The organism is Paenibacillus sp. MAHUQ-45, from assembly GCF_058133325.1.
Genome location: NZ_JBYUPV010000015.1, coordinates 110343 through 132576, shown reverse-complemented (window position 1 = coordinate 132576; position 22234 = coordinate 110343). Strand labels below are relative to the sequence as shown.

The 22234-nt window shown below is 36.0% G+C and carries 11 protein-coding genes and 2 pseudogenes; 1 reads left to right on the top strand and 12 read right to left on the bottom strand.

Going from position 1 to position 22234, the window contains the following annotated elements:
* From AC3Y23_RS25645 to AC3Y23_RS25595, 11 genes and pseudogenes are all read right to left on the bottom strand, one after another.
* Positions 1–5803 (bottom strand): alpha/beta fold hydrolase (locus AC3Y23_RS25645; RefSeq protein ID WP_379204463.1); only part of this gene is annotated, 5803 nt, incomplete at its 3' end.
* Between the two features lie 789 nt (positions 5804–6592).
* Complete coding sequence (locus tag AC3Y23_RS25640) at positions 6593–7312, bottom strand: hypothetical protein (protein WP_379204461.1); 720 nt, start codon at positions 7310–7312, stop codon at positions 6593–6595.
* 450 nt (positions 7313–7762) lie between these two features.
* The gene (locus AC3Y23_RS25635; RefSeq protein WP_379204458.1) at positions 7763–9751 is read right to left on the bottom strand and encodes an AAA family ATPase; all 1989 of its coding nucleotides are present in this window, start codon (positions 9749–9751) and stop codon (positions 7763–7765) included.
* Positions 9752–9763: 12 nt separating this feature from the next.
* Positions 9764–10294, bottom strand: a complete 531-nt coding sequence (locus AC3Y23_RS25630) for a hypothetical protein (RefSeq protein ID WP_379204456.1) — start codon at positions 10292–10294, stop codon at positions 9764–9766.
* Complete coding sequence (locus AC3Y23_RS25625; RefSeq protein ID WP_379204454.1) at positions 10275–11555, bottom strand: dsDNA nuclease domain-containing protein; 1281 nt, start codon at positions 11553–11555, stop codon at positions 10275–10277. Before AC3Y23_RS25625 ends, AC3Y23_RS25630 begins: the two co-directional genes overlap by 20 nt.
* A gap of 1071 nt (positions 11556–12626) precedes the next feature.
* Positions 12627–13518, bottom strand: a pseudogene (locus AC3Y23_RS25620) (alpha/beta hydrolase family protein).
* Positions 13519–13551: 33 nt separating this feature from the next.
* Entirely contained in the window at positions 13552–14019 is a 468-nt protein-coding gene (locus AC3Y23_RS25615) for a GyrI-like domain-containing protein (RefSeq protein ID WP_379204452.1), read from the bottom strand.
* A gap of 24 nt (positions 14020–14043) precedes the next feature.
* A complete protein-coding gene (locus AC3Y23_RS25610) occupies positions 14044–14427 on the bottom strand; it encodes a helix-turn-helix domain-containing protein (RefSeq protein WP_379204450.1) in 384 nt (127 codons plus the stop codon).
* Between the two features lie 122 nt (positions 14428–14549).
* Positions 14550–14673 (bottom strand): annotated as a pseudogene (locus AC3Y23_RS25605) (tyrosine-type recombinase/integrase); the annotation flags it as partial.
* Positions 14674–15857: 1184 nt separating this feature from the next.
* Positions 15858–17666: an ATP-dependent helicase gene (locus tag AC3Y23_RS25600; protein WP_379204448.1), complete on the bottom strand. Its 1809-nt coding sequence runs from the start codon at positions 17664–17666 to the stop codon at positions 15858–15860.
* Entirely contained in the window at positions 17650–19650 is a 2001-nt protein-coding gene (locus AC3Y23_RS25595; RefSeq protein WP_379204446.1) for an ATP-dependent nuclease, read from the bottom strand. The genes AC3Y23_RS25600 and AC3Y23_RS25595 overlap by 17 nt, the downstream gene beginning before the upstream one ends.
* Positions 19651–20461: 811 nt before the next feature.
* Here AC3Y23_RS25595 and AC3Y23_RS25590 point away from each other — a divergent pair.
* A complete protein-coding gene (locus AC3Y23_RS25590) occupies positions 20462–20773 on the top strand; it encodes a hypothetical protein (RefSeq protein WP_379204444.1) in 312 nt (103 codons plus the stop codon).
* 299 nt (positions 20774–21072) lie between these two features.
* On the opposite strand, the gene AC3Y23_RS25585 is transcribed toward AC3Y23_RS25590, so the two are convergent.
* The gene (locus tag AC3Y23_RS25585; protein WP_379204442.1) at positions 21073–22233 is read right to left on the bottom strand and encodes a macro domain-containing protein; all 1161 of its coding nucleotides are present in this window, start codon (positions 22231–22233) and stop codon (positions 21073–21075) included.
* Position 22234: the final 1 nt, after the last annotated feature.

The window sequence follows — 22234 nt, the reverse complement described above, 5'->3', positions numbered from 1 at the left end:
TTCCACTGCCCAGTTCGCCATTGTCGCTTGTTCCCCAGGACCATACTGTCCCGTCCCCTTTCAGGGCCAGGTATTGTCCGTTGCCCAGGGCGATCGCTGTGATTCCGCTCAGCCCGGAAACTTGGCTTACCGCAACTCCGGTCGACCAGGTCCAAACTGTGCCGTCACTTTTTAGGGCCATTCCTTTCGTACTGCTTGACGCAATCGCAACGATTCCGTTCAGGCCACTAATGGATACCGGGGTACTTCCGTATCCTTGACCCCATCCCCAGACCGTGCCATCCCCTTTCAAGGCAAAGCTTTGGCTTGAGCCCGCTGCTACCCCAATAAAGCCACTCGTCAATCCACTAACTGCTACAGGCACGCTGCGCTGAGTGGTTGTTCCATCACCCAGTTGACCGGCATAATTATAGCCCCATGCCACCACGCTACCATCGTTCTTCACAGCAACGGTGTGCTGATCTCCAGCAGAAATTGACGCAATACCACTTAACAAAGGAATATCAGTAGCAGTAGTTTTAGTGTATTTTGTACCATCACCTAATTGCCCATAACTGTTAGATCCCCAAGCAGATAAAGTACCATCTCGCTCTGATTTTAACAGAAAGCTTTGGTTCCCTGATGCTTGAATCATTGTACGCCTTGTATAAACATCAATAGCGTTACTTTGTTCTGAAGAATTACCAGCCTCATCCTTTGCTACAACATAAAAATTATATAGCGAATCTGTTTTCAGATCTTTAATAGTAAAATTCAAATTAGTAGTGGATCCAATTAATTTGGAATCCATATAAATTTCGTATTCTTTTATTTCACCGATTGGATCTATTGATTCACCCCAAGTTAAAGTAACTGATGTCAAACCTTTTCCCGTTAAAAATGGGAGTACTGTCAAATCAGTTGGTTTGTTAGGAGGTGTTCTGTCAATATAAACCTTGGCGTATACTTCATCACTTATGTTTCCGGCCAAATCTATTGTTCTAGCATAAACTGTACTGATTCCTTCGTCATGCAGAGTAACGATAGATGTGTAATCTACCCAATCCCCCTGATTAATTTTATATTGGCTTTTTTTAACACCACTTAATGTATCGACTCCATCAGTAATGGTAACTTTAACATCATCTTGTGTCCATTTTGTATTACTTAATGTAATGGTAGCTTTACTCGGTGGAGTTTTATCGATTTTAATAACAGCCAAGGCTTCATCGCTAATATTTCCTACTAAATCAATAGATCTAGCGGATACATGATAGACTCCCTCTTCTGTTAGCTTAATAGGAAGGTCCTTATATTCAATCCATGCACCAGTATTTATTTTATATTCTGTCCTACTAACGCCGCTCAACAAGTCAACTCCAGGAACAATCGAGAAATTCACATCTGTATTGATCCATTCTAGAGTATCAGCATTTATCTGAGGGACCGATGGGGGCGTCTTGTCAACTTTTACTACAGCAAAAGTTTCATTACTTTTATTCCCGGCCATATCTACTGCCCTTGCATAAACAAGCGTTTCACCTTCATTTGAAATAACAACTGGTTCATTAAATTTCATCCATGGACCAGTCGTGCCAAGACGATACTGAAAATATTTCACACCACTAAGAGCATCGTCAGGTTTATCAATATAAAACGTAACATTCTCAGGAGACCAATCCTGATGACTGAGTACAATTTCCGGTGCATTAGGGGCTGTCTTATCGATATAAACAATAACTTCAGTGATATCACTTATATTGCCTGCGTTATCAATTGAACGGGCGGATATAGAAGTTATACCCTCCTCAGAAATTACGGTTTCTGAATTAAAATCAATCCATGGACCGTTTCCTATTTTATACTGACTTTTCTTAGTTCCGCTTAATAAATCGTTTCCGTTAATAACGGTAAAGTGTGCATCTTCATTAGTCCAATCAATTGGATGGTATTCAATAACAGGCTTTTCTGGAGCTGTCTTATCGATTCGAATTTCTTTACTAACAAAACTGGAAGGGTTTAGATTATTATCAGTCGAATAAGCTTTAATTGTGTATATTCCATCTCTGTCAAGAAGGATAGGTCTGTCGTATATTGAGAATATAGGATTGTCGTTAATAGTATATTGAATATTCATTATACCATTAACATTATCGTGAGCTTGAAGAGTTACATTAACATTTGATCTATTCCAATCATCATTCGTCATTCCATCATGAGAAATAATCGTTTCCGGCGGATCCTCGTCTTGGCTTTGAGCACCATTTAATACAACAGAGGGCTGAATAATTTTATCTATTGTACCATCACCATCTACGTCTACATTCAATACTATCCCTTGATTAAAGTTTGTATTTGAACTAATAATTGTTGTTGGTGTTACTGAAACATTATCAAAACGGTACGTCTTCTCCTTATAGTCTGATTTATCAAATTGTTGGACTGTATATGTAATTGAACCATTTCCAGTTCCTAAAAGCTTAACCTGATAGTTATCCTCATTTAATAATGCATATCTCAAAACGCCACTTTCATAATAACTGCCAGTATTCACTTCATCATCAATACTACCATCAGGGTTTGGTCCGAGATGAGCACCATTAATGTCATATACATTCAAATCTATCAAACTATCAGATGTACTATTTATAGAGTTGGTTTGGAAATTTGAACTTTTCAACATTTTATTATTTCCATTAGTATTGTTTACTGGGTTCTCAACCTTGATCTTCAAAGTCTTGGTCTTGGCAATAGATCTGGTTAATATATCCGCACTTCCACCAGCTAAAATATTCTTAACTTGCGCTTGAACTTTAGCATCTTTAGGTAAGTCCGAGTGTTCCACCTGCATTGCATAATACATTCTACTTTGAAAATTCTCAGCTACCGAAGCACTCCACAAAGGAACCGTTTTATCGCCATTAACTGGATCCATATCATTTTCTATGAAAGTTTCCAATCCATTTACGCCTTTAAGAAAGCGAGGAATGATAATACCCGGTGTTTCTAAGTTATAGCCTGCGATAATATACAATTTATTTCGAATAGAGTTTAAGGTGTTGATAATATCAAGTTGGTTATGAAATGACTCTGATTTATTATAGATATAAGAATTAAAAATTGGACTACTTATATCTGAGTTAAGAAAACTTTTTGTAGTCGAATAGCTACTCATTGGGGTAAAAGTTTTAGTGTAATCCCACTCTTTATCTGTTCTTTTCTTTATATAATATTGATTAGATAAAAAATAATTCTGGGTAGGGAGTAATTCATTTACACCAACGGAATTTTTAGCAAGCCCCATTAAAAAATTACGGAGAAGTAGGTCACCAGCTTTATCTTTTAATGGAGTCTTATCAATACTAGATAGAAAGAAACCACTATTCATTGTAGCGTATGCTTTTGGGGCCCCAAGATAGGGTGTCCCTAAAGTGATAAGCTTTCTCACTTTATCATCTTCACCCACAGAACGTGCATTTTGAATATATTTTGTAGCAACTAGCCCCCCCATACTATGTCCGACTATACTTACTTTTTTTACATTTAAACTATTAATTAGTGTTTTCAACTCTTGGGCAGCCATTTCATTATTTCGTCGAAAATCATATCCAAAAGGAACAACATTATAATCTGTTTTTAAATATTCAATTAATGGGCCATAGAACTCTAGCAATGGTTGGCCAGTTGGATATTCACTATTTTTGAAAGTAACGTCCGAATTTAAAGCCTCTCCATTTGAATCCACTTTCAAAAGTCCTACATCGCCATAAAGGTGAGAATATCTAGGTTTCCAAATCTGATTACCTTGATAAAATGCCGCTGATGCAGCCATTCCAGCAATGACAATCACTGTCTCTTTCTGAGTAGTTACACTTTTGATACTATATTCACTTTGGCTCTTTGAATTTACTGCTGCAACTCCTACTCGATATAACGTATTAGGGTTTAAATTTTGATCGAATGTAATAGAATTTCTACCTATTGGTAAAGTCGTTTCTGATTGGCCATAGACTAACGCTTTATATGAAGTAGCCCCATTTACACTGTCCCAACTAAGCGTAATAGTTGACTCTGTTGAAGTTACTCTTAAATTAGAAGGACTCTCCAGAGATGCTGGCTCTTTTACTGTAACGAATGCATCGTCACCGAAGATATTATCTCTATCGTTCGGTGCTACATGAATTTTATAGTTCCCAAGATATTCTGGTCTAAATGTCCACTGTCCTTCAATTTGTCTCGTATTTATGTAAATTTCATCACCTATTTGTACATAACCATAACCTGTAATGTATCTATACACTGTAATAACTGTTGGATGTGCCTTGTCTTTGTAGTTAAACTTTATTGTTGAGGTATCACCTAATTCTATTATAGAAGGATTTGCAGATACATCAGTAGTAGAAATCTCAACTTCTCCATCAGGATCACCATCTCCTTCCTCAATACCAGATGGATCAATGGTTGTATTTCGAATAAAATTTTCGTCGATGGCAGACAGAGGGTCAACAAGTCCGTACCCAAATAACTCTTTATCACCGATACTTTCGGCGGAGTCTAACAGAGCTTTTCTTATCTTTAAAACATCCCAGTCTGGATGAGAGGACCAAACTTCGGCTGCAGCTGCCGAAACAAAGGATGCAGCAACAGAAGTACCAGAGGCAGATTCATACTTATTTCCTATAGAAGTAGTAATTATCCCCTCTCCTGGAGCAGAGATATCAAGTCCCGCCCCATAATTGGAGAAAGGAGCTTTTTCCATACCATAAGTAACTGCACCAACTGACATTACTGTTCGATAACCAGAAGGATAAGAGACCTTAGGACTATTAGAATTACCTGAAGCTCCAACTATAAGGATGCCAGCATCCCAAGCTCGCTGAGTAGCATCTTTCATTGATTTACTGAATTCAAATCCAGTTATACTCATATTTATAATATTTATATTATTTTCTATTGCCCAATCAATGGCATGTATGACGTTACTGTACGTTCCCTTTCCAGATTGATCAAGCATTTTCACTGCATATAAATCAACATTTGGAGCTAGGCCACCAATTCCAAAATTATTTATCTTCGCCTGAATAATTCCAGCCATCTTAGTACCGTGACCATTATCATCATCATAGGAATTTCCAACAAAAGAGACCCCACCAGCAAGCTCAAGGTCATCGTGATTCATGTCGACACCTGTATCAAAAATAGCTACTCGTACTCCACTTCCTTTTATATCTCTTTCATGTAACTCTTTAACTTTTAGTTTTTTATGCCCCCATGAAAAAAAGTCAATTCCGTATACCAAATTATCTACTGTTTCTGGCTGATTAATGTAAGTATCATACGTGACACTCGAAACAGTTTGGTCTGCAAAAGAATTCTCACTAGAGATGGGGAAATTTGCGTTACTTTGATCAATATCGTTTTGATTGGTTCCAATGAACTTAGAAAAAGAATTTTTGGATTCTATATGTATTGGTGAGGTAAGTGCCAGATCTTCAGCGGGTTGATCAATATCCGTTAATTGTATTTCTTTATCAAGTTCAATGAATGAAATACCTGGATTACGCTCAAGATCACTCACTTCTTTAGAAGTTAAATTAAGGAGGAGGTAGGGTAGATTTTCATATTCTTCTTTTACTTTTTTTATGCCCGTCTTATTCTCAATTCCCAACATAAAATTCTCTAAGTCTACCTTGTCCTCTTCTGTTTTCAACTTAACAATATAAGAATTAGTAGATAAAGAAGCACTTGTTATTTTATCCAAATCACCAAAATTAGAAATCTCTGCGAACGCGAGATTAGGGATAGCACCTAGTAGTACTATCATTGATAATATTAAGTTCAAAATTCTCTTCAAGTGCATCCACACCTTTTCAAGTTATGATTGTTGTTTTAATTTGTTATAAATTTAAATTTTACCTTTTAAACTTTATATTTCCTCCTTATTATTTTTTAGTGATATCAGTATACAATTTTAAAAAAAATAAAAATAGAGGGATTATTTGTAATATTATGTCGCATTAAGTCGAAAGCAAGTAGTTATGTAATTAATTTTTAACAATCAAATTTCCTCTTCATTACTTCAAGATTCGGTAATGCTTTATAAGCATGGTTTGATATAATTTGTATCTAATTTGAGTATTGTAAGTAAGCACCTTTAGCAGAGAAATCAACTTTTTTGCGATATAAATCGATTATACACCGAGGGAGAAAACAATCATGAGGCTTTGCTTAGATTGAGTGCTCTGAGTCTAATAATCCTGGAATTGCTTGCTGACTTCCAAGAAAAACATTCGATAGTTGGTCCCATACCAACTCCTTCTGATAAAGCAGCGGTAATTTCCACAATGGTTTCAGACCCATAGCATCACTTGTGATGAGAGCTCCAATACCTCAACCAGCTCAAACTTAGTCGTTGGAGGTAGTTGGAGAAAAGTATTGTGGCGGGGTCTAATCCCTAAAGAAACACTTACTCCCGGCTCCAGCCATCGTAAACCGACCTCAAAATAGGTCAGCCAGTAATAACTGGCTGACCTATTAATACGAAAAAGATACTTTATCATGCTTACTCAAACATCCTGACGCAATTCTTGTATAGATTCTTTTATACTATTAATTAATTTAAAATCAATTTCCCGTCAGACTTAATAATTTTCAATATATTAACCTCTCCCTTTATATCATTTATAAAAACATTAGATATTATTGTTTCTTTTCTGTCGAAATGATACACATTTACTCCATATTTTTTAAGAGCCTTTGAAACTTGCTGCTCCGTAACAAAATTTGATAGTCTATTGGTTTCAATATCAAAATAAGCAAATTCAGATAAACTTCCCATTAAAAACGAAGGTTTAAGAACCTCAATCCAGACGATTGGTTCTTCGCTATCAGTTTGTACTCGACTTACCACAAAGTTTTCCGGAATATCATCATTTATTTTCTTTATTAACTTTTTCTCTAAATTCTGATCAAAATAATTTGATTTACTAGTAGAAACAAAGTAATAGGAACTAGGCTCTCCCGATCGTTTAGTATTTAAGTAAAATTCATAGTCAGTTTTTCGATGATCCAAGTTGATAAAATAAGGCTCTACTGTTCCAAACATGTAAAAGGAAAAAATAGGGACCAAAATAAGTAATGTAGTGAAACTCCTGTTTCTCATTACTATCATAAAAATAATTGTAAAAACTAGAGACATGATTGGAACATATATCCCCCAACTTGAAATAGGGAAACCTTCCACAAAAAACTTTGGGTCTAAAAAAGCCCAAGCAAAAATAGCGCTACTTTGTAATAAAACAAATATTAATATAGAAATAATTATTTTTTTCATTCTTCTAACCCCCAACATTATTACCTTCCTCTTAATCAAATATATTAAAATTATACATTCCGCCCTGTTCCCTAATTGCATTTTTTCGGAGAGGAAAAAGTTTCAATAGGTTCCAATAGTCCGTGACTTTAAATTAATTATCTCAATTCTATTATTCCATTATAAAGAAATCGCCCTGCCAGCCTAAGCTAACAGGGCATTATGCCGATTCTTTCGGACTACACTCAGGTGCTTCCAATCAGTGTAGTTTCACATTATCACGATTGTAACAATCTGTAAATCGATAATTCGTAATCATACAACTACTCGCAACTCATAAGTTAGAAACCTATTTTTTAACATTGGTTCGGCATAACTAATTTTGACTTTGTCATTAAAAAGAAAATATGTAGCATCTCTTATAAAAATTATAAACTACACAAGTGAAAATTCAATTCATTTTTTTATAAGTTAATGCCCACGATAATATTTAATTAATGGAGGATTTTCAGGTTCATCTGGAGTCATATGAACTACCTTTAGTTTCTCATCACTCTGAAAGTATTCCTCATATAATGTTTCGCTAGGACTATAAAATTCCTTATCAACCACAATTAATTGTTTTCCCTTAAGTTCACCAGAATAAAGCTTATAAATCAATTTATAAAAGCCCTCAAAAATATCCTTATTTTCCCTCTCACTTATATTTTTCATAGGAGTATCAATCATTAAAAAAGATGGCAGATCGATATTTTTCCTCGTTGCTAAACGATGTATAGCAAGAATATAACAACTCTTATAAATTGTTTTTTTACCACCACTACCTAAGTTTGCAAATTCGGTTGTATAAATTTCATTTTCACCAAAGCGTGTTATTCTAGGAATAAAATCTGTAGTATTGATCTCCAAAGAATCGTTTAGATTAATACCTGGAAATCCGACTAAAGACAGGTTTTCTAAAAATAAAGATTTTAATTCATCTAAATTGGTAGCATCAAGTTCAGCATTACGTCTTGCTGCATCTAATTCGTTTTTCAACCGTTGTTCTTCCGCGGCTAGACTTTCAACTTCCTTATATAACTGCGCGATTTTCATTGGCAAAGGCAATAAATTACTCAATTCCTGCCTCCTACCTTCAAGTACCCCAATCTGCCTTTCAATATCTCGTGCAGCAGCTAGATATGCTGAGTCATATTCTCTTTCCAAATCAGTAATTCTTTTATCAACATTATTTTTTTCTTCTGTAATATATGCTTTCTCCCGCTCGATCGCGTCTTTTTGTCTTCCGAGTTTACTAATAGATTCCTTAAGTTCAATCTGACGATTTCTCAAATCCAATTGAATAATTTCTGCATCATTGTTATGAACATCGTCGGGATACTCTTGTAAACACAATTTACATGTATTTTCCTCAACAACTCTTTCTTCAATATTTTGTCCACACTGCGGGCAACTGTGAAAATCCACTCCTCTAAGTAAATTCTGCGCAATTGTTGATCTACTAACTTTTAGGGCAGCTATGTTAAATTCATTTTGTAATTTCACTCTTCTAGAAAGTTGATCAGTTAAGTCGTTGTACGCTACTGACAGGTGTTCTAAATCTTTTGATTGTTGTCTTGCTATTTGTTTATATTGTTCTACAACATGTGAATTTTCTCTAACGAGATTTTGTGTTAAATTATTTAGTTCTAGCCGTTTATTTTCTATATCCAATACTAAACCATGAAGCTCAAGCTCGATTTTTGTTGTATCTGCAATATTACTATCTTTAAGGAAACTATCGATTCGAACTGCAGTTTCATACAGAGTAGATTTTCTACGTCTTGTTTCAAACAAATCCGTTTCAAGTTGAGCAACATTTTCCTGATGAAATCCAAGAATTAATCGCATAACGTCACGGCTTTTTAGTCTTTTAAATTCATGTTCTTCTCGTCCAAGATTGAAAAATGAACTATCAATAGTATCTTGATCTAAGTAGCAATACCACATTAGATCTCTAAAACTTAATCGGATTAACTCAGTATCTTCTTTGATTTTACTTTTCCGAACTTTTGGCGGTTTCATATCAGAAAGGTAGAATAATAAATCTGACAGAGTTTGTACCGTAGTATTAGGAATAATTTCTTTCGAATCTGATCGGCTATTAACAGGTGCAATTACATTTAGTGATTCACCTGTTCCTTGAAAAATCCATGTCACATTAAGTTGATTTGACCCTTTATCACGTGATAAGTTTACATATTTTCTATTAATAATCAAGTTTAAATCAGCACCAATGAATTCCTGCTGCATTGCAGGTGTTTCCACCAATTCATTGCCTAAACAAAAATCAATTAATCTTAGTATTGTTGACTTTCCTGCTCCCATTTTTCCATAAAAGTACGTGATAGTCTCAGCAAAATTAACCACAAAATTTTCTTTTCGACATCTTACAGTTAAATTAATTATGTTAATTTCCATTTGTTTATTTCCTCATCTCAAAGTTAATTCTGTAAGAACCTTAGAGAGTAAACTATCTAAATTAATCCCAGATAAATTAGATATATTGGTTTTTATTGCTTGGCTTTGTTTGATCATACTTTTAAATTCAGTATATTTCAAAACTTCCTTATATAATTCAAGCCCTTTCGGAGTTTGATATATATCCAAATATCTTTCTCGTCGTTCCCACTTTATTAAGGATTTTGCATTAAGAAGTACCATCAATCTTCTGAAATCAGAACTCCATGGGCTAAATCTAAATGATAATATATTTGTCTCTATATTATTTTTCTCAGCTTCTGTAATACTGACATCCTTTTGTTTATTTAAATTTGTTAACGCACTATCCAATGCAGACGGATATTTTAACAAAAAATCCATTTTAGCTAGTTTAGTTAATTCAACGGTAACTTTATCCTTTTTATTTCCTATAAGCGAATGTATTAGAATTAGGATTCGGATGATATGTAGTTCGTCTCGCTCATCCAGGATTATTACTTGCTCAATTAGAGATATCGACATTATTTAACCAACCTCCAGGTGGCTCTTTACTAAAAGCTACTTTACATTCATTTGTAAGAACACCAACTAACCCTTTTAGAATTTCATATGGACATCCAAAAACATCTTTTGATCTATTTGTAGAAACTTCCCTTAAACGATCCTCAACTGAATGGAGCATTTCAGTACCATAAGGTGCACCTTCCTTTTTACATCTTGATTTCGCTTCAACAGATTGATTAAGGACAATCTTTTTTATTTGTTGTATTTCACTTAGATATTCTTGGCGATTTTCAGCTTTAAAACTATTTGTTAAAAAGTAGTCTTCTGCATCCGTTCGTAAATCATCCATTATCTCTATTTCCTCATAATCAATAAAACCTGAAGACATTTTACGTTTTAATAGGTGATTAGATTTTGCTTTTATAATATCTGTCGCATCTGATCTTGCATTTAAAAAAAGATTTTTGCTGAAGTTCTCCTGTACAATCTTTTCAACAGCTAGTTTAGTTATTCTCTTTGCATTTATTTCTTCTGCCACAGTATTTACTTGTCCAGACGCCAGAGCAGCATAATCATATACCCCATTCTCCAAAAATCTTGAAGAAGCAAAGTAAACCTTTTCACACAATCGTCTATGTATAATCCTTAATTTTTCAATGCTTGCTCCTATGCATTGGTTAATCTTCCCTAAATGATCATTAATAATCTTTGCATCTATATCATCTAAACCAGGGCCCACTAAAACTTTTATTTTTTTTATTGTAGACAAGACAACATCTAACGAGAGCCCTGACTCTTCTACAAGTTCATGAATATAGGTTTGTAAATCACGTGGTTTAATATCCGAAATTAATGGAATGTTACTTACTTGCTTCACTAGGTTAATCAAACTTTTTGCAGAATCATCTTCACGAAAGGGGCAATTAGAGATAATCATAAAGTTAGAAAATGAATTTACAAAATCAGATTCTAATTTGATAAATCTCAAGAGACTCTTTTTTATGGCAGCATCCCTTAATTCAAAAAGTCCATCGGTTACTTGTCTTGTTTTTATTTGCAAACCATCGTATTTACCATCTTCTCTCACTGCCAAAATATCTTCATGATGTTCGCAGTACAATTCCTTATATGGAATTTTCCCAGCAAACATTTGTATAGAAATCAAAACTGTAAATGTATGTTGGTATCTAAACCTTTTCTGAGTTTCATCTCCTGGATCCTTGGATAATGTAGTAAGTAGTGGATCTTCTTCATAATTCCCATTAACTCTATCTATCATTAAATCCCCTCCCATGTACAAAAAGAATTCCTGTAATAGCAGTTTTTTTTAGTATAACAGACTCATTTTGTCGAATGTTGGAGTATTCTGGAATAATTAACTCTGCAAAATGAGGCCAGTAGTTTGTTTAACTGAGTTCTACTCTTTTCCGGTAAGGAATCTACCAGTGATGATGACGACCTCTCAAGATCACTTTGGTACGAGGCGAAAGGGTAGATTGAACGGCCCGGACACTTTCAATGACATAGTCAAAAACGTGAAAGCGATCAGCGATCCGGATCGCTGATCGCTAGCTGATCCAGACGTGATAGGTTTGAGCCAGATCCATGGCGTCACCTTCGGTTTCAGGTTCAAGAAATCGGGATGTCGCTCAGCATATGCACGTAACGCGTCCAGCTTTCGCCCTGCAAGCAGCTTAAGCATGGTTTCCCCTTAAAGATCGTGAATGCCAGTATCTTGCGCGGCTTATTGCGGCTGTACCGCTTCTGCCTTTGTTCGGAGTGTTACAATGTTTATTGAATATTTAACTCATACGCAAAATACGGATTCTACCTCAATTCTCAGTCTCGCACCAAATTCCACCAGCGAAGCCATTAGTAAAGTACCCAACAAACCATCACAGTTTATTAACATCATCCGTAAAAAAACTTATTTAAGCTTGTCCGTGAATCTGGCTAACGCGTCGCCGGCGTAGCAACGGAACTGAATCGGTTCATTTTAAAAAAAACAAATCAGTAAACAACTTCATTTTTACAATTTGGGTTCTATTGGATCAGTTGTCTGAAGAAAGCAAAATATTAGACTGAAAATTATCAAGACCTAAACTTAAGGAAATCAAATAAAATAAAGAGCTCTACATATTATGCATGACTAATATGTGGAACCCTTTATTTTTAACTAACGTTACCCATTAGCTTAGTACCCCACCGATTCTACCTTTGTCGAACGGCTTCCAATGAAATATGTAGCCCCACTTGCCAGTACTGTCAAAAAAACCCCGTTTTGATTGAACATCATATTTCCCTCCCGATGGGTAGTGCATACTTTTACGCTTGCGATACATTTCGTTTCCTAATCATAAGTCAACAGAAACTTTACTACCTCAGTCTTTAGCGTTTCGTGAAATTTCACGCGATCAAAGCCAGGTGGGTCCTGTGAGGGGGAAAGGCGGGTGAAATCATCGCAGCTGGGAAAGGACTCAGGAAGGAAAAATGTCCGGCATTCTCCACCGTCCGATAGCGAATCATCCTTGGTTCGGCAACACCATTTAAGATGATCTGTGCGTGAAATGGAGGTGTGTACAGGTCTCGCTCCGCGTTCAGCATGAGAATGGGGAGACGAACGTCGCTTAATGCCCCTCATTCCGGAACCAAACGGACACCGGGGCCAGCAAAATCAGGGACTGGATTCGCGAATCGCGAAGTACATCGATTTGCTGCGGCTTCCCATTCGGGCCCTCATCAGGGAAGGAGGTCGAGACGCCGCCAGCTGCTGCCAGCGCGGTGTAGCCGCCCATGAAATGCCAGATTACCGAGAGGCTTCCCGGCTGGATAAGCCCCTTAAACTCATCTTCAAAAAACCAGTCGGCTGCCATGCGAAGGTGCTGGGGTCGATAGGTGAGGTTTTGGGCCGTACCTTCCAAACTATTATCGTTGCGGTTATTGTGCGGATGTTCGGGCAGGCCAACGATAAAGCCGCTGCGTGCCAAATGCCAAGCAAGCGACCAGTACACAAGCGGCGAACCGCCTGTACCGTGTGAAATGAGGACCTCACTAAACTTTCCCTCTCTCGGCGCTGCTTCTCTGGCCACTTCCAACGAGTACGGCCCTAGACAATCAGCCTGTTCCGGTGCGTCTGTCGGATACATCACGATCATAGGAAGGGTCACCCTCAATGAGTTTTCTGTAATTTGTACCTCATAGCATCCTGCGTATCCTTCATTAATGTCTGCTTTTTTGCTCATCTTGATTTCTTCCTCTCCTTGAGCGATACGCTCCTAAGATGGCGAGCTAACGGGAATATATATGTCCAATACCGAATCCTCGTTCGTCGGTCCTAGATATCGTTGGTCGTAACGCGCGAACTCCGGGGCATTCGTACGAACGCTGCCTGACTGGGGTAACCACGTTTCGTAAATGTATTGGAACGTTTCGTTGTGTCTCCCTAATGTCCCCTTATGAGTAAAAACCGCATAAGTTGCCGCTGGTAGCAGCTTAGCGACCATTCCCAAGAGAACCGTACTCTCCTCGCTGGTCGCCTCGACACAAGCGGTATAAGTGACTTCCCATTGCTCGCCCGTAAGTTCAATGACCGCATAAAATATGCCTTCCGTATCCGGCTTTCGCTTAATTTCAAACACACGCTGCCTAAAGCTCCGCCATAGCATTCCGACCTCGTCCGAATTGACACCCGGTATCGACATGCCGACCAAATGCAGATTGTTCAGGCAGACAAAAGCTGGCACGAGGGAAAAGCCCTTATGCAAATGTTACAGCCCCACTTCATCCAAAGGAAGCTTCTCCATGGCCCGGAACAACGTGTCCTTCATGTCCCTTTGCTTGCGAAATTGTCCTGGCGAGATGGAGAACATTTTCCGCAAGGCTCGGGCGAAGGATTCCTGGGACTCGAATCGGTACTGGATCGCAATATCTATGATCCTTTGGTTGGTATGAAATAAATCGTATGCCCCTTGCGTCAATCTCCGCTTGCGTATGTACTCTGAGACGGAGCATAGAGTAACTGATAGGAAGATCCTGTGAAAATGGTAAGGCGAATAGCCGGCAGCTTCCAAAACCTTGGCGCTTAAACTCTCATGGGTAAGATGATTTTCAATATAGGAAATGGCCTTGATTACCGAATCCTTATAGTTCACATTAATGCCTCCATAGAGATATTATCACTGTACGACAGATGAAACGCTCGGTTTTGATATTTTTTGCGGAATGTTACTTTTCTTACCTTTCAATGAAGTGCAACTAAAATTTTTCGTAAATCTGTTTTCTGCGTATTTCTACTTTTTCCCGTATTGTCTAAGTATTTTAGGTATTTCAAAACAGGTTCCATCTATCAACATGTAACGTTTGTTGTTATCCTATAGGATAACTTCTTGTACTGGCATCGACTTCACCTTCCAACATTAATTGATTACGCTCGGTTTTTAACCTATCTACGCCTCCCGCTATGGGCTACGCCCTCCACAAATAGAATCATATGTTGCATTCTTTACATTATATACATTGTAAATCAGTAACTTCGACGTCTAAATAATGAATCTATCATTATAAATATAGTGGATATATGCTCATAAATTGAACATACTATCCACTATTTATAATAGTCTAATTAATGACAAATAAAGTGTTAGACTCAGAAAATAAAGTATTAAATTAAGCAAATAAAGTTTTAGACTGGTTCGTCAACTTCTACCTGGCTTGATGATAAAGAAAAAGAGTCGTCCCCAAAAAGGACGACTCTAAAATGCTAAGATCGATGCGATAGTAGCTCCGTTTCATCATCGACTTCTACGACTGCTATCGCACCTTTAGAAAACATACGACTTTAAAAAGAATGGACCATATCTACAATGAATAGCTTGGAGCCATTAGTATTAGCTATAGTTAAGATCTCATGGAGCAATCCAAAGCCGTAACCTTTATTATCCTCGGTGATGGGAATAAAGATATTAGACAATTGAAGTTGCTTAGTAGTGTGATAAATACCCAACCGTAGGAGACGAGTAACATTAAGTTTGTCCTCAGTTTGTTGAACTTCACTTCCAGCATTTCTTCAAAATCCAGAGAACCAAAATCAGTTACACATGAGAATACATCTTTTCAAAGAAGTGAGGATGGATAAGTAGATACGGATTGATGAAGAACTTGGGTTATGGGCATATGAAAACCTCGCTTTCCGGAAATATATACTTATCATAGTTTGCTCTGAAAAAAATCCGTAAATAAAATTGCGAGGCAATGGCAGTAGAGCATTCGTGAGCAGCTGCTTGATGCTACTCGGTCTAATACTTTAATATCCCGTTTGATTCTTTTTGTAGAGTCACTTAAAGACTCAGTCTAAAGCTTATTTCTCAAAACCTGTCGATTTTCATAACTTAAAACCGCGTCATATCAACAACTCCAGACTAATAATATATTCTCTCTTTACATCAGCTAAAGGTATTCTTTACAACCTAATACTCACGCCTATACAAAGTAAAGAATACGTTCAAAAAAATGATCGGCTCTCAAAATGCATAATTTGAAGACATTGAATTATATTAGGGAAAATGCAACATAATAAAGTAGGTTACTGTGATTCAATTTGTTTCAAACGTTGAGTATTCCAATTATAAAGGTTAGTCCAGAAACGCGACGGCTTCTTTACATATCCTTTTTGTAATTTTGATCTTACAAGGTAACATCGACTTTTAGCTCTACTGACACAAACAAAAAAGATACGGTGCTCTTCCTTCATTTTCCTTTCAGTTGTGCTTCTGAAGCTAGGAAAATTACCTTCTTCCATTCCTAATAAAACAATTGTTTCAAATTCTAAGCCCTTTGATGAATGGCGAGTACTAATAGTTACTTGGTTCACAGGTTTACCCAACTGACTAAACTCTCGAAGGGTGAAGCCTACAAACCTTCCTTCTTTAGCAACTTTTAATAAATTGTCTAAATTATCGTGTTCATCCGGATATACGTCAGTACTTTTCAGAATCTTCTTTAAATCCGTAGTTTCTAGCATCCACTGAATCCAATCTACAAGTTGTTCACTATCAACTACACTTCTTTTTAATAAATCGTAGAGTCTCCTTTTCTCAAGTATTATGCGTGAACCAGACACATCTACTCCATGTCGAGTTAAGAAGCTTCTCCAAAATGAAAAAATCGAATCAAAAGATATCTGTTCAGGATTAATCAACCAATTAACACAATCCTCTAACCAAGCTACAACATGTGTACGCTCAAATTCATGTTTAGCAACATAATAAGGAATTCCTGCATTATCAAGCACTTCACCTAGGTCTTTCACCTGATATTTATAAGCGACAAGAACTACAATTTCCTCAATAGGTACTCCTAATGCTAGATTTTGTGGGATTACCTCACTGACAACATAATTATATTGATCGTTCATATCCCTCTCACACACTTTAAAACTAAATTGAGCTTTTTCATCTCCCCTTGTTCCTGCTTTATAATTGCGTCCAGTACTTGGACTTAGGGCAATTTCAGACGCATCAATAATATCCTGATTACTTCGGTAGTTAGTCTGTAATTTTATTTCCTTTACGTTAGGTAGCTGGGCTAATTCCAATAAGTAATCTGGAACCGCCCCATTAAACCCATAGATTGATTGATCAGGGTCTCCCACAGCAAAAAAGAAGCTTTTTGTACCCTCCATTAATGAAAGAATCATTTCATGAAGAGGTTTACCTAGATCCTGATACTCATCTATTAATATCCAAGGAAACTTTGCCTCTAGGCTTTTTCTGACAAACTCTTCGTTTTGTATTAATTGCGTTGCGTAATTTATGATAGCTGAAAAATCCACATAATTAGAAGCCCTAAGCTTCTGTTCAAATAAGTTTGCAGCCTTTAATGCCAGATCAAATGAAGGTATATTGACCCGGGATCTGCCCTTAATATTAATACTTCGTTCACTATCCATTTCTGTTAGACTTAGTTCTTTTTCTGAAATATTTAATTCTTCTTTAACTCGTTGAAATAATTGGTTTTTCTTTTTTGTAGATATAATTTTGAGAGGCAGGGGAATGTTATATTGTGGATATAAATGAGCGAATTTTGTGATTACTTCAGCGATACAAAATGAATGGACTGTCCCTAAGAAAACATTTCCTCTTTCTTTGAGACCTATTTGTTTTAAACGTTTTTTAAATTCCTTAGCAGCTTCATTACTATAGGTTAAGCATGCTAGCCCTCTAGGAGGTTTAATAATTTCAGAAAGGAGTTTCATTATTTTTAAAGTTAATACTGTCGTTTTCCCACTTCCTGGTCCCGCAAGTACTACTGTATTTTCAAGTGAACTAAACGCATCATATTGTTGTTGATCTTTTCTTATTTGAGTAAGTTTTTTCTCATACATAGTCTCCATTTGATTCCATTTCCTCAACTTTCTTGCAAATATAATCAATTGCCTGCTCAATATGCTCCGGCATATGACTCAAAGTACAGTGTTGAGCTAAACGTTGAGCAAATCTACCTTTACCAATTCTGCTGTGCGAAGATTCAATCTGTCGCAGACAAGCGTAAAAGTCTCCCTTTATAAGATTTGCTGAAAAATTCTTTTTCTGCTGGTCTCCCCCTGCAGTCAAATCATCAAAAATCTTACTTATTGCATCTCTACTCACATTATCTTTATAGCATTTTTCCATGATGTCTACTTCAGCTGTATAAAAACCGACGAAGAAACCCTTCTTCCGAAATAGTTCATCCATAGCATTAACTTCCGTCGGAATTTCAGAAGATGTCAGTATATCATTCTCAACAACTAGTTTCTTTACAATTTCTAACCCTAAATAGCCAGAATCATTATCGGATTTTTGATCTAGAATATGATATTCTCTTTCTTTATTAAGTACCTCATAGTAATCCCCATCAGTTATAACTGCATATGGAATTCCCAGCTGTCCAAGTAGTTTAATATACGGTGAAAAATTAGTGGAGTTAATATTACAAACAAAAATACCTTTATAATCAAGTGTCTTTCCCAATAGATCGGAAAATACTGGAACTAAATATTCCTCTGTAATCCCTTCAACAAGCAGGACACCTTTTCCAAAATAAATCTCGCCTCGGTTAGCATCTATATATCTTGCTAAATCAGCATATTCTTCTTCACTTAACGATAGTTCAGCACTTGAAAGTGCTTTAGTGGCTCCTTTGCTTCCTCTATAAAGGTGCATAAGCGATTCCAGTGGTGTGATAGAGGCTATATGAGTTGAATGAGTTGTCATTATTACAGAATTAGTTGATCGACTAAAGACATCCTTGTAAATAGAACGTTGAATTGCTGGATGCAAATGAGCTTCGGGTTCTTCAATTGCTAGGATAGTCGCCCCTTCATCTATTGGATTGTGCATATCCATAAACTCATATAGTTTAGATTCAAGCGTGGAACTTATTTTATTCACTAATATGTAATTTCCATTTCCATCTGATTTATATGCTTTTTGTAAGATTCCCTCTTTATCTTTTCCTCTTAATCCTTGATATAAAATAGAATTTATAAAAGTAGGAATCGTTTTATCTTCAATTGCCAGTAACATTAAAGTTATATACAAAATATTAGTTAATCCCAAAGATGTATCACTTACGGTTCTACCACCGAGAAGTACTTTTAATGTAGTTAAAATTCGATTAGTATTAACTTCATTTGTACCAAGTTCAACAGAATCCGGATTAAAATCGATGAATTCTTTAAATCGATTATCTATTCTTCTGTTTAAATCTTTCAGTTCACCTAAGCTTAATACTTGATCATTCTGTGATTTTATATTTTTTGCTATTACATCTAGCTTAGCCTTTTCAATGTCATAAGCTTTAAGTAGTACACTTAAAGGCGATTTTCGTGAGTTTTTTATTTCAGCCTCCACATCTCGCAGAGCTTTAATAACTTTTATGTTAAGATATTTCCGGTCAATATGAGTGAACTCATTATCTTCATTTTCACCTTTGAAAATCTTAAAGATATATCCCTCAATGCTCCCATCTTCTCTAATTCGAGGGAAATATCGATATGTAAGCCTTAACGTATCCGGGCTTGCTTTTACAGTAGCATCACTTAGTTGACACAGTAAATTTTTATTGTGACTAAAGCTTTTAATCTCTATTACAATCTCAATAATTGCTCCTAACTCCATGGGGGATTTTAAACCATTATAAAAATCAATATCCTCTAGAAAGCGTTCTTGATCACTGAGGTTAGGATCAAGGATTAGTTGAATTGCTCTGAGAAAATTCGTTTTACCAACATTGTTTTCACCAATTAAAACCTGCTTATCTTTAAGTTGAACATCAACAAATTCAAAATTACGATAATTTTCAATTTTAACCCTGGATATATAAGGTGATTCCATGAATATTCATCTCTTTTCTGGACTGATTTTTGAAAAGTAATAAACTACCAGAAGGTATATACTTTATCAACCTCCTATTCAATTTGATCTAAAATTATAGATACAAAGACTTACTGTTCATATCCCATTCTAACATTAATCCTCATATAATGTAATTTTTCTACATATAACTAGATATCCTTTCTAAACAATCTATGTATATCCTTTTTCACAAAAGATCTTTAAATTGTATTTGATTTATTAACGCTAATAGATTCTTTTATTTGAGTAGCATATTTGAACATACAACTGCTATCGTATTTCTAAAAGTAAATAACAAACTCCACATGAGAGAGGTAGAGATTAAGATGTATTTATTTTTCTGCCTCCATTTAAAAAAGCCATCCTGATTTAATAGGACAGCTTAATGTATTTTTTCCATAATAATATTTTTATAGACATTCATTGCTGTTATCGAGAAGGTTTGATCTTTCGCTGTACAAAACCTTATATTAAACAGCAGATCACGTGTCCGGAATACATACCGCTATGGTTCGGTTCTGAAAAATAAGTAGTAGACTGGAGCTCTAACTGCTTGATCCGATACTGTTTCGTGGCCAGCAAAGCCCGGAAACACCTGGCTGCTGCTGTTCAGTCCGTCATACCAGTCTACAACTTTATTTTTTCAGTCTAATATTTTGTTTTCTTTGAAAGCAATCAGAAACGCAACAGCCTACATTCCCGAGAAATAAAATATATAGGAATTCCCGATTTTCAGATATAATAAAAATTAGAAAATGTACTATAAAATACATCAGAAAGGAGATTGGTTATGACAAAAGTAGATGAGTATACAGGTGATGGAACAATTATTGTAAGTCATGGTGAGGTATGGGCTATAGATGACAGTTGCTTACCAGATGTTATTGGAAAAATAGAACGCATTGAGTTATCAATCGAACAACCAGAAGAAATGTTAGGTATATATCGAATTGAGCATGTCATGTTATTCGGGGAAGATGATGAGCAATTATACGATGATCAAGATAAAGTGAATAATGACGAATATCACTCTGAAAAGGAAGTGGCAGAGGCGCTTGCTAACGCTTATGGAGTTTCAGAAGATATAATAGAAATTGTATAATTCCCAATTTCTTATTTACGAATTCATTTATCTAAGTATTTTCGATGTACGACTGGACCTCAAAGCAAATTCGGAAAATCCAAGCGACTAGAACGTGCGCTACCACCGCTCGATGCGGCAGCTGGCGAAGCTGGGTAGCACCATGCTACCGAGTTTCGCCAGCTTACCAGTCTATAACTTTATTTTTTCAATCCAATGCTTTGTTTCCTGAGTCTAACATTTTATTTTCCAGCTTAATACTTTGTTTGCTTCTGAGAGTAGTAAAACAGCCCATATGTGCATTGCAATAGAAACGTCAATTATTCTAACAAATACTTACCTGGTATAAGTGACTCTAATAGCGGAGCTAGATTAATTTTTCCAGTTTGATTATTATTACCTATCTTTATGGCATTTAGATTCCTAAGTGTCTCGTTTTCGTTCAACCAATAATTAATGTAATAATTTTTTTTAGTAGGTCCTTTTACATATTTCGACAATGATTCTATTGCTTTTAAATCTAGTGAATTTATTAACGTGACGTCAGCAAGCTTTTGACGGAATCTTAATGAATTTGAATTTTCGTATATTTTCCAACTTTGATCTGGTACTGTTGTCGACACAACGAGAAACTTATTCATGTCCCAGTTTTTACGATATCTGTTCTGGACATCAAACTTAAGAATTCCATAAGGAATTACAAAAATCACACAAAACCCCTTTGTTATTACCATGTCTGCAAATTCATAATCATTATTATTTTTCAAACTAAGCAATAAAACCGCACTTTGAATAGGCATTTCATTAATTACTTTTGTTAATGAGTTAATTTCTTTTTCTGAAGATTTTGAATTAGCTAATATTGACAGCTTCTTCTCTTTCAATAAAGCTGTATTACCAATACAGTATAAACTATAACTTGAACGCCCTAAAATTTCTTTCGGGTATCCTTCATCTGAAGGTGAAATTGTTAATATATTGTTTTTTTCAAGTTCGTGTAACCAATTATCATTACCTCTTGCAGCAGTCGAACTTTTAGGATTGAAAACAAAAATTTTAACTTCCAAGTCCCCCAAAAAATCTATAATCATTCCCTTTACTTTAGCCCAATCAAGTCCTCCGTGGCCACACCCTAATGCCGGCAACGTTACAGCAGAACTCCCCTTATCCGAAAGATATTCTCGTAACCAGGTCAGGCCTTTTTCAATGTACTCATACTCAGAAGGATTTTTCCAATGAATCTTTGTAGGAAAGTTAATTATTGTAACACTCGATAATAAGTCAGTTTCTACCCAGATATGAGGCTTGCCGGGAGCAACCTCTTTATGTTTACATGCGTGAACATAATCATTATACATCTTAGGATAACGATCTTTAAATGCTAAAGCCACCCCTGCACCCATAACCCCTACGCAATTCACTGTATTCACTCGAATGTTTGCTTCGTAATCGAAAAAATCACCTGTTACGAATTCTAACATT